Source organism: uncultured Neisseria sp. (genome assembly GCF_951230505.1).
Taxonomy (GTDB): domain Bacteria; phylum Pseudomonadota; class Gammaproteobacteria; order Burkholderiales; family Neisseriaceae; genus Neisseria.
In genome coordinates this window covers 1-16,288 of the sequence record NZ_CATNVN010000031.1, presented here as the reverse complement: position 1 = coordinate 16,288, position 16,288 = coordinate 1, and the positions used below count along the sequence as shown (strand labels likewise).

Here is a 16,288-nt window from a genome sequence, read left to right as displayed (position 1 = left end):
AAAAGATGAATGCCCTCGGTATGCAGACTGCCGGCGATTTGCGCCGTTTTGAGCGCGGCGAACTTTTAAACCATTTCGGCCGCTACGGCTACCGCCTTTACGATTTGGCACGCGGTATCGACGAGCGACCGGTCAAAGCCGAACGCGAACGCCTGCAAATCTCAACCGAAATCACCTTGCCCGAAGATTTGTCTTTGGTGCAGGCTTCAAGCCATTTGCCGCACCTTGCCGAAGACCTCTGGCGGCAAATCGAACGTAAAAACGTCGAAGCCAAAGGCGTTACCCTCAAACTCAAAACCCACGATTTTCGCATTATCACGCGTTCGCTGACGTATTCTTCCGTCCTTCCCGACAGCGCCTCTCTGCTTCAGGCGGCGCATACTTTGTTGCAACGCATACCGCCGCAACGCGAAGACGCCTTCCGCCTGATCGGTATCGGCGTGAGTCATTTGCTGCCGAAAAACCAGCAGCAGACGCTTTGGTTATAAAGAAATAGAAAAGCATTCTTTCCGTTTGAAGATAGGGCGCAGGACAATATCGTTCCATAACCATATCGACAGCCGTTTCAACAGGCCGTCTGAAAATTATTAGGAACAACCAGCCATGTCTTTATTCCGTCCCCAATTCTGGAAAATCCCCGAAATCAGCGATGCCGAACGCCGCCGCCTGCCTGAATTGGCAGCTGCTTTGGAGCGCCGTTTGCAAGACATTGCCGCACGCTATCCGCAAGCCGTATTCGCATCCAGCCTTGCGGTTGAAGATATGGTCATTACCGATGCCGTGTGCCGTCTGAAACTGCCCATCCGCATCATCACGCTCAATACGGGCAAACTCAATCCCGAAACCGCCTCACTGATTGCCGAAACCAATGCGCGCTATCAAACCGAATTAGAAGTGTTTTATCCCAACCAGCAAACCGCCGTTGAATTTGAAGCGGAGTTTGGCACGGCTGCTATGTACGACAGCGTCGAGTTGCGCCGCCGTTGCTGCCATATCCGCAAAATTGAACCGCTTAACCGCGCTTTGCACAACGCCCCCGCATGGCTGACCGGACAACGCCGCAGCCAGTCCGAAACACGCAGCGAATTGAATTTTGAAGAGCTGGATACCGGCCGCAACATCGCCAAATTCAATCCTATTTTCGATTGGGAAGAGCAGGATGTTTGGGCATATGCGCACGAGCACCAAGTTCCGCTTAATGCGCTGTATCATCAAGGCTATCCCAGCATTGGGTGCGAACCCTGCACGCGTCCGGTCAAGTTGGGCGAAAATATCCGCGCCGGACGATGGTGGTGGGAAAGCAAAGACAGTAAGGAATGCGGTTTGCACAAATAATCAAAGGCCGTCTGAAAACGTTTCAGACGGCCTTTTTGACGGTTTATAGTGGATTAAATTTAAACCAGTACAGCGTTGCCTCGCCTTGCCGTACTATCTGTACTGTCTGCGGCTTCGTCGCCTTGTCCTGATTTAAATTTAATCCACTATAACAAAATAATTTATAAAGAATTTGTTTTTCGTTCAAAAAAAGTGGAAAGCAGGGCGGTATCGATGTCCCATTTCCAAATGCCTTGATCCGAGCCGTCCATGCCGCGCAGGAAGAGGTAGCGGATGGCGATTTTGGGCAACGGCTTGCCGCGCAGGGCATAGTAGCGCGCGATGGCAACGGCGTAGATCAGGGCTTGCAGGTAGTAGTGATGATTCGCCACGGCTTCGTTCATCGCTTGTTGGGTGTAGGCGCTTGCATCGTTGCCCAAATGGTTGGATTTGTAGTCGATTAAAACGACATTGCCGTTTGAATCTTGGCAAACCATATCGATAAAGCCGTTCAAATAGCCTTGTAAATCATGGAAATCAAGCAGTTGCGCGGCTTGGACGCATTCGGGCGGCAGGTTTGCTTCGCTTGAGGCAAACCAACGGCGCAAGTCGTCCAGTTTGAAATCGTCCATGTACAGGGTAAACCCCATTTCGGGTAGGCGTCGGCTCGGCGGAATCTGCGACAGGCTCTCGCCGATTAAAGGCGTCAGGCGGCAGGTGTCGAGCATAGCGCTTACCGTCGGCAGCCATTTGTCTTCAAAGCTGTGGCGTTGCAAAACTTCGGCAATCATTTCGGATTGGCTCTCGGCAGAGGCGGAGAAGTCGAGTTTTTCCAGCATTTCATGCAAACATACGCCGGCATTGGTGCCGCGGGGAAAATGGTGGATATCGAGGCCGTCTGAAAGCGGAGACGGCAGGTTTTCAGACGGTATGGCACGGTCTGCGCTTTCTGCCGGATCGATGGCAGGTTGCAAAGGTTCGTGTTGTTCGTCGGTTGACTTGGTATGCCTGCTCAAACCGGTAAAGCTGGTGTGGCGGATAAAGTCAAAATCGCGGCGTTTAATGCTCTGTGCGCTCAAGGCTTGGTCTTGCTGGCGGCTGTATTGATAGACGGTTTCCGGCGGGGCTTCTTCCGTGAAGGCAAACTCCGTATTTTCAGGCGCGTTTTTGATAAAGCGTTGCCAGTTGGTTTTAAGCATTTCCACAACGTCTGTCGCGCTTTTATAGCTTTGGCTGACGCTTTCGCGGCCGGCATCCGGTAAACCTTCGAGCAGATAGGCAAAAGGATTGTTTGGCGTACAGTTTTTGTTGGCGGCGGCGTAGATGTTGAGCTGTTCTTCGGCGCGGGTAAGGGTGACATAAAGCAGGCGTAAATCTTCCGCCGTCTTTTCGTCGGCAAGGTGGCTTAATTCTGCTTCCGAGGTTTGCGATTTTGCCAGTAGCTCGGTTTCGTGGCTTTCAGTATGCAGGATTTTCCAGTTTTCTTTGGAATTGTCTTTGGTATCCCATGCGAAGGGGCAGTAAACCAAAGGATATTGCAAACCTTTCGACGCATGCATGGTAACGATTTTGACCAGTTTTTCGTCGCTTTCAAGACGGATGGTTTGCGCGTCTGACGGGAAATGGCCGCTGCGCGCACGGCTGATTTGCTCGTTTAACCATTTATGCAGGGCGGCGGGGTTTCGGCTTTGGCTGTCTTCTTCGGCCAAAAGCTCCAGAATTTGGTAGTAATTGGTCAGACTGCGTTCGTTGCCGCCCTTGAGCAGGCGTGTTTCGATGTCATGTCGGGCGGCAAACTGCTGCACGGCGGCAAAAATGCCGCCTTTCCGCCATTTTTCCATGGCTTCGGCAGATGACTCCAGCCATTTGAGCAGCTGATGTTCGTTGTGGTTGAGCTCGTAAATCTCTTTGGCGGTATAGCCGAACAAAACGCCGGTCAAGACAAAGCGCAGCCAGTCGGTTTGCCTTGGGTTGAGCCAAAAGCCGATCAGCGCGGACAGCGAGTCGGCCTCGGCGGAATCGAAAACGGACTGGCGCGACAGCAACACGCTTTGGATACGGCGCTGTTTCAGTTTTCCGGCAATCATCGCCGCTTCGTTGTTGGTACGGACCAAAACGGCAATGTCGCCGGATTCCAACGCGCGGCCTTTGAAATTCAGACGGCCTTCGGCTGCTTCATTGAGCGCAAAGGCAATTTCATCGGCACAATATTCGGCGGCTCGGCTGCGCAAAATCTCTTTGCCGGTTTGATCGTCCGTATTGAGCCAGCGCACTTGGATGGCGGGGCGGTGTGGCGACAGCCAGCTTTCGGCGCGGCTGGCGGAGACATCGCTGTAATCGATGTTTTCCAATACAAAGGGGTGTTTTTTTTGTTTGAACAAGGCGCTGATGCCGTTAATCAGCTTGGCATGGCTGCGGTAGTTGACGGCAAGGGTGTAATGTCTGTCCGCATCTTGCGCGGCTTGCAGATAGGCGTAAATGTCCGCACCGCGAAAGCTGTAAATTGCCTGTTTGGGGTCGCCAACAAGAAACAGCGGGCAGCCTTGTTCGATAAAAATTTGGCGGAAAATTTCGTATTGCAGCGGGTCGGTATCTTGGAATTCGTCAATCAGCGCGATTTCCCAGTTTGCCGCCGCAGCTTTTGCCAACGCGTTGCCGTGTTCATTGGTGGTCAATGCCTGATGGACGTCCAGCAGCAAATCGTCAAACACGCGCTCGCGGCGTGATTTTTTTTGTTCGGCAATGGACTGATTGATGTGGGAAAGGAGGTCGAGTTGCAGGCAGATGAAGACTGCTTCTTCCGCGCTTTCCATTGCCTGCAAATCACGACCGAGATTGGCTAAGACTTGCAGCTGAATAATTTCCGGCGCATCGGCATCAGCTTTATATTCTTTTTTCAGTTTGCTGTTGAGCGTATCGATACTGAAGAGGCTTAATTTTTCCAGCGTTTGTTTGCTCAGGCGGGGCAGACGGTTGGATTCGGCGTTTGTTTTTAAATCGGTAAAAACATTTTCAAAGGTATTTTTTCTGTAGATATTGCCGTTAAGTTTGGGAAAGATTGCCCAAAACGCTTTTTTCAAGTCTTCCAACTGGCCGCAAACTTTTTGCCATGTTTCTTGAAGATTGGCTTGAGCTTCTTTCAAATTGCCTTCAGGCCGTCTGAATTTCAGATAGGGGCGGCCGGTATAGCTTTTGATTTCGGCAAGCATTTCTTCGGGCGTGCATTTTCGGTCAAAAACCAATTGTGCCAATGTGGTATCGGTCGCCACTTTCTGCCGCCAAAAGTCCTGCGCTGGAATCAGCAGCCTCTCGCGTGAGTCGTCCGACAGCTCGACATCCAAAGGTGCGCCGCACAAAAACGCGTAATCGCGCAAGACGCGCTGACAGAAGCCGTGGATGGTGTAAATCGATGCGTTGTCAAACTGGCTCAGCGCGGCTTTGAGGCGGAGAATCAGGCGATGGCAGCTTTCCTGTCCGTCTTGCTCACCTAAAGCCAAAGGAATCAAGCGATTGAGAAAGTCATCGGGGGATTTTTTCTCTTTTTCGTAATATTTATTCAGGCCGTCTGAAATATGTTCCGGCTTGCCGCCCAAGGTTTGGATTTCGTTCAAAACCTGCAACACTTCGTCCAAACGTGCGCGCAAACGGGTTTTCAGTTCTGCCGTCGCCGCTTTGGTAAAGGTAACGACCAGAATTTTCTCGATGTCTTTTTTTTCTAAAACAATCAGTCGGGTAAAGAGCGCGGCAATGCCGTAGGTTTTACCCGTACCGGCGGAGGCTTCGATGAGGTTGGTGCCGTCGATGGAAAGGGTGAGCGCGTCAAAAGGAAGGGCGGAAGACATGGTTGGAACGGAATAGTATTAGCGAGGCATTATCATAACAGAGATAGTGTGTGGTTTTGCATCGATGATAAAAATGCCGTCTGAAAACTTACTGTTTTCAGACGGCATGTCTTAATGGCTATTCAAATGACTTCAATAGCGCATCTTAGTAACGCAAACGGCGTTTGGCGTAGCTTGGTTGGCGGGGACGATAGGTATAACGGTTCGCCGCAGAAGCTTTAGTGTTGTCATAGTAGTGCACAACATTATTACCGTTGATGGCCGTATTGTTGACGCTCAAACCGGTTGGAGAGCCGGTAGTAATAACGACATTGTCGCTTTGGATGACGTTTGCCGTATTGGTCACGTTGGCGTCGTTTTTACCTTTGGCGTTGATGCCGCCGTTTGGTTTGCCTGAAGCATAGCTGCCGTTGACATTGACGGTCAGATTTTTTTCGTTAACGCTGCTGATCGCGCCGGAAGTATTGACTTTGTTGCCTTCTAATTCAACGGAGTTGTTGGATACCAAGTTGGTACCGTGCAGGTTGACGTCGCCGTTGTTGGCATTGATTTTAATATCGTTGCCGGCCGCTACATTTGCGCCTGCGGCGGTAGAAGAAGCGTTATCGGTTTTGTTGACGCCGACAGAGCCGTTGACATGAGGAACGGCCACACCGGTTTCAACATTGATTGTCGCACCAGCGCCGATACCGACATTAACGGCTGTACCTTGGTTGGAGGCAGTATTGGCTGACTCGGTGAAGGTTACACCGTTGCCTGCGGTAATGTTGACGTTGTTGTTGGCAGTAATGTTGGATGCGATTTCAGCAGAGTCTTTGGCGTTGATGACAACATTGGTCGCATTCATATCGCCTTTGACGGCGGTAGATTCTTTTTTGTTTTCATCAGCGTAGTTGACGTTCAGGTTGGCATTCACATCAACGTTTGAACCGTCTTTAGTGTATGCGCCGACAGTCAAAGAAGCGCCGCCTTGTTTGCTGCTGCTGTTGCTGGTGTTGTGAGCGGCAGTATTGTGGTATGAACCTGCGTCAATGTTGATCGCACCGGTAGCATCGTATTTTGTACCTTCATCAGACACTTTGTCATTTGCCAAAACGATGGCATTGCCTGCGTTGATGGTGGTGGCGGTTGCAGTGGATTCATTGTGGGTCGAAGAATTGCCTTGACCTTGTGCAGTGATTTCACCGCCGATGCCTTTGTTGGTGCTGATGCCGGCAGAAACGACCAAACTGCCGCCGTTTTGTTTCACATCGGATTTCGCGCCGCTGTGTGCCGCTGCATGGGTAACGTTTTTGGCAGATTCAACCACATTGCCGGTCGCATTAATCACGGTACCTTCTTGATTAATATTGCCGTTGGCAGTGATGGTGGTGTTGCCGCCGGTGTTGATGTTGGATACATGAGATGTATTCGTTACGGTAGTTGCATCTGTTTTGGTGCTGGTAATGCCGACAGATACGCCGACGCCTGCAACGTTATTTTTTTCGTATGCAGTAGCAGAGACGCCCAAATCGGTTACGCGGCCGGATTCGGTTACAGTGTTGCTGCCTTTGGATGCAACAACATTGACGTCATTGGCTGTGGAAATGTTGACAGATTCTTCGCCGTTGACTTGGCTGCCGCTGACGGTAACGTTTGAGTTGGAAGACAACTGGGTGTTTTTACCGGTCAAAATGCTGCCGTTTAGGCCGACAGAATGGGTGTCGGTATGGGTATCGGTGAATTTGATACCGGCTTTGGCAGTCACGCTACCGTTTTCTTTATTGGTTTCGGTGCCAGAGTAGCCTTTGATGGAATACTCGTTGACCTGTTTGTTTTCTACCGCTTTGGCAGCATCAATGGTCAAATCGCCTGCGGAAGAAAGTTGCAGTTTTTGTGCCGCAAACAATGCAGAGCCGATCACATTGATGTCTTTGTTGGAAACAACGGTCAGGTCGGCATTGGAAACCAGGGTGGAACCAGTTACTTTTTCAATGCTGCTGTTGCTGCTGGTTTTAGAGGTCGTGATATTGAAAATCGTACCTTTACGCGCGCTTTGTGCGGAAGTATCGGTGCTGGTGGCGTTTTTAATATCAACGTTGCCTGCTTTGGAGCTGACGAATGTACCGGCTTGGCCTTCAACGGTACTGCCGTAAACGTTGACGCCGTTTTTTGCACCCAAGACTACGTTTGAGTTGGCAGTAATGCTGCTGCCGTGCAGGTTTTCGGTGCGGTTGTTTTGAACTTGGCTTTCACCGCCGAACAGGCCGCCCCAGTATTTTTTCTGGTCATCGAGGCTGTTGGTGTTGATGGTGGTTTGAGTACCCAAGTTGATGTTGTTGACATCGGTAACGACATTGCCGTTTGCCGCAATGCTTGCGCCGTAAGTGCTCAAATCGCCTTCGGAAATCAAACCGATATCACCGGCTGCGGAGATTTTAGTTTGATGGGCGGTAGAGTTTTTTGAAGATTTTGTAGCGATACCGGTTTTCAGGGCAGCAGTTTCATTTTTGAAGCTGACATAAGTCGAGCTGCTGTCGGTTTCGCTGTTGCTGCTCAATACGATGCCTTGTTGGGCGGCAATGCGAGCATCAGCAGCCGAGTTCAGTTCGGTCGCATCCAATTGGACTTTGCCTGTGGTGGCAATATTGACAGAACCGGCATTGATTTTGGTTTGATGCAGGCTTTCGTCAGTAGAGGAGCTCAGGTTGTTGTTGTACCAAAGGCCTTTGCTTTGAGTGTGGTCGGATTCTGTACGGTTGGTTGTTTTTACCGCGTTAGAATTGATGTTGCCTGTGGCAGAGGCGGTCAGCGCGCCGGCATTGATGTTGGCTGCGCTCAGGTTGAGGCTGCCGCTATTGTTCAAAGTCAATGACTCGGATGCATTGATATTGCTGGCGGTAAAGTTTTCAGTTTTGTTGCGGTCTGAACGGAAGTGCTGAACATTTTGCGCTTCTTTGCCGCTGGAAGATTTATTGGCGGAATGGCTGGTAACCGTGCCTTTGATGTCGGTATCGCGGGCAAACAATTCCATTTGTGCGCCGGTCAGGTTGGCGGACTGAATGCTCAGGTTGCCTTTACTGTCGATATTCAGGTAGCGGGTACCGGTAATGGTGGCATTTTGAATGTTTTGTTTGGCGCGTTTGTCGGTCGCGTGGATACGGATGGTACCGGCGCGCATACTGCCGAAGATATGACCGTCAAGCACCGGCGCATTTGAGGCAGCGTCCAATGCTTCGATTTGTGCAGTTTTGTAGTCGAAGTTGCTTTTGCCTGAAGAAACGTTGATGGCATCGGCGGCATTAACGTTGGCTGATTTGCCGACTACAACTTGCGGCGCGAGCAGGTCAACTACGCGGTTGCCGCTCAAATTGCCGTTTACTTGCAGTTGTTTGCCATTGTCGCTGATATTGAAAGATTTCAACGCGCCGTCTGAAACGGTTGGCGTACCGACAACCAAGGATGCGCGGTTGGCATTTAGAATGCTGCCGCCGTTGTGGGTAATGCCGTTAGGGTTTGCCAAAACATAGTCTGCGGCAATACCGAAGATCTCTTGCTGACCTAAGATCAGAGAAGGGTTTTTGCTGACCACTTCGTTCAAGATCACAGATGCGGCCTGACCTTGGAAGTTTTTGTTGGCAGACAGGTTTCCGGCCAGTTGGGATTTACCGGCAGACAGGGCGTTATTCAAAACGGCGCCGTGTTGGGAAACGTTGTACTTGTTATATTGGTTGTGAGAAAGACCTTGGGCTGTCGGTGCGGCAATATTGACGATGTCAACATTGTGCTGCTGCTGTACCGAAGTTTGGCCGATGGCTTCGATATTGGCCGCTACCGCTGCATTTCCCAGGAATGCAAAGCACACGGCGACAGTTACTTTGCCAGAAGCTGAGAGCTTAGGCTGATATAAAGTGTCGATTTTCATGGATTTTAATCCTTATTTATCGTGATGGAGATTGAATCAGAAATCCCATATCGAGTATTGGATTTCTGTTGAGGAAATTTTTGAATGTATTAACATTGTTATGAAATTTTTTACAATCATACCACCAGTATGTCCTTGTGTGCACTATTTCAAATGCAAATAAAAACCGCTCATCTTATTGATATTAATAGAAAATTAATAACGTTAAGATGGGCGGTTTATATATTGGATAAAAGGATATATATTTACATAACTTTAAAATGGAATGCGTAAAGAAACGGTCACATGATCCTGTATTTCGCTGTTTGATTGGTTGGGCATGCGTGCAAAACCTTTGCCATAGTCGGCAGAAAGTTGCCATTTGTCCGCTTTGCCCAAATTCAAACCTGCAACTACGCTCATGGCGCGTTGCGAACCTTCGTTATTGTTTTTGGCAACGCCGATGTCTGCGCCCAGATAAGGCTCGATATAGATGCCGTGGGGCGTATTGCGGCGGAAATAAACGGTATTGCTCAACAGGACTGCGCTGTTTGCGCTCAAAGAAGTCGAACGGAAACCACGTACATTTTGATAGCCGACGATGTCCATTTCTTTGGCGGCAAACAAATCATGCGGGCTATATTGGGCATCGATTTGGTGATGGTTGCGCACGATCCATTTATCCAATGGACGGTTTTGAATCAAATTGCTTTGCAAGGATACAGAGGTATAGCGCTTGTCGAACGGCGTATGTTCGGTATTTTTTGCAAACCCTTGTTCCACGCCGATATTGTTGAGCCAAATACCGTTTGGCAGGATGGCTGTATGCGACAGGCCGACTTGTGCCGAATAGATTTCCGGACTTTGCAATTCCAGTTTGCTGTCGGCAAATTTTGCAGTCTGTTTCACATAATCGATACTGGCATAGGCGGAGGTAATGTGTTTTTGACTGCGTGAAAATACGCGGTCTGCTTTGATTCCTGCCGCTTTGGATTTGGAGCGGTAGGCATAGCGGGTCACGCTGGGCGTTAAGATGCTTTGCGATTGCGACGCGGCGGCGTAAGTGCTGAATGTCCATGCGCCATAAGGAACTTGGTAGAACAGGCTGCCGCCGCGACTGTAATTGCTGTCGTGGTTGTTTAGATTGGTATAGCCGTTTAGATAAAGGGAGTCGCTCAATCCCAACGGGCTGCCGATATTCAGGCTGCCGCGCAGTGTCGTGGTATTGGGTTTACTGCCTTTATTGTCGATGGTAATGCTGCCGCCCCAATGTTTTTCGGCATCGTTGTTGAGTTGGATGGAGGCGGTGCCGTCATCATGCGGATAAACATCGATGCTGACGTTGTTGCCGACAACATGGTTTGCCTGTTCGATACCTTGGTCGAGGTATTGGATGTTCAGCGGTTTGCCTTGATGATTGGGGAAGAGGGTGTCGACGTTGACTGTACGGGAGCTGCCGGTAATCTCACGGATTTTGCCTTCGATGACTGCTAATTTCAAAACACGCTCGGGCGTGGTTTCAAATTTGATTTGCGTGTGCGGATAGCCTTGAGCGATATACTCGGCAACGATGTCTCGGTTCAGTTGGTTGATGTTGTTTTGATTGATGCATTTGGGGAGCTTAGCTTCAATCTTTTTGGAATCGATGAGCGTAATGCCGGAAAGTTCGATACCGGTGTAATCCAAGCATTCGGTATTGTTTTCAGACGGCCCTTCTTGTGTAACTGCGTCGTTATCTTGTTTTTTCTGTAAATCCCATGCCGACTGTTCGCGTTTTTGGATTTCAACCGAATGAATCTGGTCGAGGTTATCGCGGAAGTCTTTGTCGAATTGGTTGGATACGTTTTTATCGATTTGATCGAGCGAATTCGTCGTATTGGCCGCATAGGCGTTCAGTGCGGAGAGAATCAATACGGGCAGGGGAAGGAGGCGGGATTTATACATGGTGTCGTAATTTTATAGGGATAATAATTGGGTTTATTTTATCGAAAATAGCTGCTTGGGGCGTATCGGTTTTTATCCTTGTCTGCAATCAGGGTTTATGAAGCAATAATGGAATCAATTTCTATGATAATACCATAAAATATTAATGGGATTTAAATAACAAAAACCTGCCTTTGAAAAGGCAGGTTTTTCAGACGGCCTGTGAGCCGTTAAAGATTTTGCAAACGCTCGACAGAAGGTGCGTAGTAGTAGGCGCCTGATACGGCTTTAGACAAATATTTCAGCAGTAAGTCGGTTTTGCCGTCTGCATCGCCGAACATATTGAGCAGTTGAACTTCGATATTGTGCAGCGTGTTGCAATAGGAAGTGAACATCAAACCATGTTCGCCGCTGATTTTGCCGAAGGGCAAGCTGCGGCGGACGATTTTCAAACCAACGCCGTTTTCTTTGACATTGACGCGGCCGAGATGGGAATCTGGCAGGCGCACGTCTTCGCTGAATTCGTCATTGGTTTCTTTGCTGCGGCCAACGCTGGCTTCTTGTTCGGCAGTAGGAACGGCATCCCATTTTTTTAAATCGTGCAGGTATTTTTGCAGCAAAACATAGCTGCCGCCGGCATCAGGCTTGCCTTCGGGAATAATGGCGACATTGCGCACATTGTCATCGCCCTGCGGATTTTCCGTACCATCGACAAAACCGTCCAAGCCGCGGTCTTCATACAGGCGCAGGCCGTGTTCTTCAGTGGATACGCGGATGCTGTCGCCGAATGCGCCTAAAACAGATTGAGCTAAGGCATAGGCGGCTTTTTGCTCGGTGGCTTGAATGTGGATATAGAGATCGTGTTGGGTGGAGGGGGCGAGGCCGTTGCCCAATTCAGGGAAAGGTTTGATTTCGCTGCCTTCATCAGTATGACCGAACGATTGCCATGCGCGGCTGCCAAAGGCAATGGTCAAACCCAAAATATCATTTGGAAAACGGGTTTTCAGTTTGGCCAAGGATTCCAAAGAAAGGCGGCAGGCAGATTTGATGTCTTCGTTGCGGCCGTCTGAAATGTCTGCTTCGATAAAAATACCGGCTTGTGCGTGATCAGGAATAATAGCTGATTGAGGTTGGCTCATGATGATTCCTTTCAAAATATTATGGGTTTTTACGCGGGAGATTATACACTGAAAGTTTCAGACGGCCTAAAATCTGCCTTTTGATTTTTTTAGGGCCGGAAAGGCATGTTTGGCAAGATGTTTTTTGTGAGCGTCATTCTGTTACAAGTGTTTACATTCGGGCTTGGGCGTTCACTGCAATGGCTGTTTGCGCCTTGGATTGGCAAAGTTGGCAGACGTTGGCTAATGGGTATTTCCTATTTCATTACAAACGGCTTGTTGGTCGGATTGCTGCTGGAGTTGGGACATATGATGTTCCGCGTGGTGGCGTTTTGGATGGTAATCTTGCTGTTTGTGATGTATGCCGCGTTGGCGACATTTATCCTGTATCTTTTGCTGCGCCGTTTTGTGGCACGCCAACCGCTTTCTCGAAGCCTGAGGCTGTTTGCGCCTTTGTTTGTGGCCGGTTTGCTCGGTTTTGGGATGTATAACGCCTATACGCCCGTGGTCCACCATCAGACCGTATTCATCAATAAGAAAATGGATAAGCCGCTGCGTATCGGTGTGGCTAGCGATTTGCACTTGGGAATTTTATTCGGCGCGCGTCAATTAGACAAACTGACGGACATCATGAAGCAGGAACAAGTCGATATGGTGTTGCTGCCGGGGGATTTGATGGACGATACCGTCGATGCGTACTTGAAAGAGAACATGAAACCGCATTTGCAGAAGCTGACTGCGCCGATGGGCGTTTATGCCACTTTGGGCAATCATGACTGGTTCCGCGATCAGAAGCGTATCAAACATGAATTGGAAGCGGCAGGTTTGACGGTTTTGGCCAATCAGGTTTTGGAAGTGAATGGTGTGTTGCTGGTAGGGCGGAGCGATGATTTGGATCGTAAACGCCCCACTGCGGAGCAGCTTTTGGAAGGTCAAAATACCCAATTACCGGTTTTATTGATGGACCACCGTCCTACTTCAATTGAAGCCCATGCCCGGCTGCCGATTGATGTGCAGGTTTCTGGCCATGTCCACAACGGTCAAGTTGCACCCGCCAACCTTATCGTCCGTACGCTTTATCGTCTTGCTTACGGCTATGAGGCGATCGGCAACGGCCATTTTTTCACCACTTCGGGCTACGGTTTCTGGGGCATTCCCTTGCGTTTGGGTTCGCAATCAGAAGTGTGGGTTATTGACATCAAGTCAAAGCATTGAAATAGAAATATAAACTTCAGGCCGTCTGAATTTCAGACGGCCTTTTTTATGAAAATTGGGAAAAATATTGAAATTGGATTATAATCGATGTTAATAAAATCAGCCACCGATATGAGTGGCATCATAACTAGGGAACTCACTATGGGCATTATCAGTCTTGCACTTATCTTTGTATCAATCGCTGCCGTCTTATTGTATTTTAAACAACAGTTGAAAGACCGCAAAAAAGACTGTCGCGAATCCTTTGTCTCTTTGCGCATTGCGCTCGACTGCCGACATCAGGCCGTCCGTCATGTATTGGATGCATACAGCAAACACCTGCAAGAGCAGGGCATTGCATCGGATCATAACGTTCAGCAGATGTGTGCCGAAGTCGAAACCGCATTGGCGCAAACTGCCAAAACATTTTCCGAATCCAAAATCAAACATCTGTGCGAAGCCGAAACAGCATTGAATCATGCGCTGGAAAAATTGCAAACTGCCGTCAGCGGCCTTTTGAAACAGTATCCTGATGAGAAATTGGCCGGTTTGATGGAAATGCTGGATGCAGCAGAAGCGGAAGTCGCATCGGCACGCTGCACTTACAACCGCAGAGCCGGAAGCTACAACCATCATTTGAACAAGCTGCCCAACCGCCTTGTCGCCAAGCCATTAGGCTTTGACAAGCAGGCAAGATTGGTTCGTTTTACGGAAAACCAAACGCAACGAATGAGCAGCAATATGTTGGCTTAAAAATAAGCAGTTTGCTGAATAAGCGATAAATAAAAGGCCGTCTGAAATTAATATTTCAGACGGCCTTTTGTGTACTCATAATGAAAAATACTTAGGCTTTAGCCAATTTATTGGGCAAAGCGGATCAGGCTGTCGGCAAGCTTATCGGCTGCGGTTTCATAACCTTGTGCAGAGAAGTGAACGCCGTCTTTGGCTGCCAAGCCTTGAGCCATCCAGTTTTTCATGCTGCATGCTCCGCCCATTGCATCCTGCCAAGACCAGAACATGATTTTTTCATCACGGGCAACACGTTGCTGCATTTGTTGTACTTCGCTGAGCAAGACAGGGCGGTTGCCGCAGCTACCGTAGGCGGTTTTCAAAGATTCCGGAGCGCCGAGGATCAGGATACCTGCATTGGGCAGGGTATTTTTGATTTGACGGATGTAATTGTGCCATGTCCGCTCGGTAGAGGAAATATCGAGATTGCCGGAAAAGGCTTCATTGGTACCGTAGGCAAGGATGATTAAATCGGCTTTGGTTTGTGCCAAATCTTCCCACATACCCGGCCGCCATTTTGACCATTGGGATAACTGTGCGCCGTTGATGCCCATGGCGGAAACAGTTACGCCGCGTCCGGGGCGTTCGATATTAATGAAACCGATTTGCCAAGGCATGCTGCTGCTGAGGGTCATCGGCAGGGAAGCATTGGTACGCACCAGTTGCCAACCGTTTTGTGTGGCAGGGATTTCGCGGCCGTTGACGGTCAGGGTTTGCTCGGACCAAACCGGTTTGCCGAAAATGGAGATTTGTTGCATATCCATGCTGCCGTCGGCTGCGCTTAAGGTAACGCTGCCGCCATCGGCGCGTGCTTCAATACCGCCGAAAGAAAAATCGCTGTGTGATTTGCGGCTGCTGATGGTGTTCCAACCGCTGCTGTTGTAACGGACGGTTGCCATGCGCTGGCCTTTGACGGTATTAGGATAAACCCAACCGATGCCGCCATTGCCCCATTGTTGTTGCAAACGGCGACGCAGGCGGTCGGTGAAATAGTCGCCGGCGGTGTGGGAGTCACCAACTTGGATAATGCGGAATTTGCCGTCTGAAGTGTTGTTTAGCTGTTGCAGTTTATTCAGCCAGGCAGGGCGGTTGGAGCCGTAGTTGCTTAACAGGCCGTCATTGGTTGCGCAGGCGGTAATAGGGAGTGCGAGAAGCGTGAGGAGTAAGGTTTTATTAAATTTCATGGTTGTGTATCGTGTGTAAAATTAATTTTTTCCATAATTTTTCCGGCCAGTAGTTTTTGGCCTTCTGCAGAAAAGTGAATGCCGTCCTTGCTGCGGTAACGGATGATTTTTCCATCTACTTTGACAGAGTCGGCATATTCTTCTGCGCCATTGCTCAACAGTTTGTCGGTCGGCAGCCAAATGGCTTGAGGCGACACCGTACCCGACAGGATTTTGTCGAGGTAGCGCATCTGTTCGTTGAGCTTGGCTTTTTTCATGTAAGGAATGCCCAGCCAAATGACTTGGACATCATGTGTGGAGGCTGCATTAAGAATACGGCGGACGCGGTTGAGGTATTCCGCTTCCCATTCGGGGGTGGCGAACTTCAGGTATTTTTTACCCATCGGGAAATCCCATGGGTCGTTAGGGCCTAAGAATACAACCAAAACGCGGATGTCGGGTTCTTTTTGCAAAGTTTGTTCGATGGTTTTCGGCCAGTCGAAGAAGTTGGGGTAGGACAAGCCGGTGCTTTGTTTGCTGAGGTTGACCGATTGTACGCCATATTCTTGCTTGAGGTGTTTTTGTACGAAAGGTGCAACGCCCTGCATCAGCGAGTCGCCGGCAAAGAAAACTTTGTTGCCTTTTTTCAATACAACCTGCATTGCCGACTGATCAGCCTGATTGCTTGGCTCGCTGGCGGCGGTATCCGTATTGTTAGCCGCATCAGAAGCAGCAGTCTCTTTTTGATTGTCCGATGTTTCAATGTCTTCCGTATTTTCAGACGGCCTTGTTGTTTCAATGCCAGAGTCTTCCGAAACCAAAGCGTCTTCTGCTTCCAGCGAAGCTTTCAGGCCGTCTGAAAATTCGTAGGCTTTTTGTTGCCAATCCGCACCGATACGCCACCAAGCGTATTCGGATAAAGGCTCAAGCGGACTGTTTTCATGATAGGTCTGCTGCCAATAGGCATTGATGGAGTTTTGGGCAAACCACGTCAGTGCAACCGCACTGAGCAGAATCGAAACAAACAGGGAGATAAAGCGTTTCATGTTCTGCTCCTTAGAA

9 protein-coding genes and 1 pseudogene are annotated in these 16,288 nt (G+C 49.4%); 4 read left to right on the top strand and 6 right to left on the bottom strand.

Features of this window, described 5'->3' with window-relative positions:
• A pseudogene (locus Q1M25_RS03610) lies at window positions 1-488 on the top strand (DNA polymerase IV); the annotation flags it as partial.
• Window positions 489-603: 115 nt separating this feature from the next.
• A complete protein-coding gene (locus tag Q1M25_RS03605) occupies window positions 604-1,335 on the top strand; it encodes a phosphoadenylyl-sulfate reductase (RefSeq protein ID WP_300481861.1) in 732 nt (243 codons plus the stop codon).
• 161 nt (window positions 1,336-1,496) lie between these two features.
• Here the strand turns inward: Q1M25_RS03605 and recB are convergent, their stop codons facing one another.
• The 4 genes from recB to Q1M25_RS03580 all read right to left on the bottom strand — a co-directional run bounded on the left by recB (window position 1,497) and on the right by Q1M25_RS03580 (window position 12,101).
• Window positions 1,497-5,156 (bottom strand): exodeoxyribonuclease V subunit beta, encoded by a 3,660-nt coding sequence (gene recB, locus Q1M25_RS03595; protein ID WP_300481858.1) that lies wholly within the window; start codon window positions 5,154-5,156, stop codon window positions 1,497-1,499.
• Between the two features lie 145 nt (window positions 5,157-5,301).
• Window positions 5,302-9,060 (bottom strand): hemagglutinin repeat-containing protein, encoded by a 3,759-nt coding sequence (locus Q1M25_RS03590; RefSeq protein WP_300481855.1) that lies wholly within the window; start codon window positions 9,058-9,060, stop codon window positions 5,302-5,304.
• A 255-nt stretch (window positions 9,061-9,315) separates the two neighbouring features.
• Entirely contained in the window at window positions 9,316-10,983 is a 1,668-nt protein-coding gene (locus Q1M25_RS03585) for a ShlB/FhaC/HecB family hemolysin secretion/activation protein (protein WP_300481853.1), read from the bottom strand.
• Between the two features lie 209 nt (window positions 10,984-11,192).
• Entirely contained in the window at window positions 11,193-12,101 is a 909-nt protein-coding gene (locus Q1M25_RS03580) for a Dyp-type peroxidase (RefSeq protein ID WP_300481851.1), read from the bottom strand.
• A gap of 105 nt (window positions 12,102-12,206) precedes the next feature.
• Here Q1M25_RS03580 and Q1M25_RS03575 point away from each other — a divergent pair, with 105 nt between their 5' ends.
• Window positions 12,207-13,295, top strand: coding sequence for a metallophosphoesterase (locus Q1M25_RS03575; RefSeq protein WP_300481848.1), 1,089 nt, complete (start codon window positions 12,207-12,209; stop codon window positions 13,293-13,295).
• A 141-nt stretch (window positions 13,296-13,436) separates the two neighbouring features.
• On the top strand, window positions 13,437-14,027 hold the full coding sequence (locus tag Q1M25_RS03570) for a LemA family protein (protein WP_300481845.1): 591 nt from the start codon (window positions 13,437-13,439) through the stop codon (window positions 14,025-14,027).
• A gap of 107 nt (window positions 14,028-14,134) precedes the next feature.
• Here the strand turns inward: Q1M25_RS03570 and Q1M25_RS03565 are convergent, their stop codons facing one another.
• The gene (locus tag Q1M25_RS03565) at window positions 14,135-15,247 is read right to left on the bottom strand and encodes an SGNH/GDSL hydrolase family protein (RefSeq protein WP_300481842.1); all 1,113 of its coding nucleotides are present in this window, start codon (window positions 15,245-15,247) and stop codon (window positions 14,135-14,137) included.
• Window positions 15,244-16,272, bottom strand: coding sequence for a peptidoglycan O-acetyltransferase PatB (gene patB / locus Q1M25_RS03560; protein WP_300481840.1), 1,029 nt, complete (start codon window positions 16,270-16,272; stop codon window positions 15,244-15,246). The genes Q1M25_RS03565 and patB overlap by 4 nt, the downstream gene beginning before the upstream one ends.
• Between the last annotated feature and the right edge of the window lie 16 nt (window positions 16,273-16,288).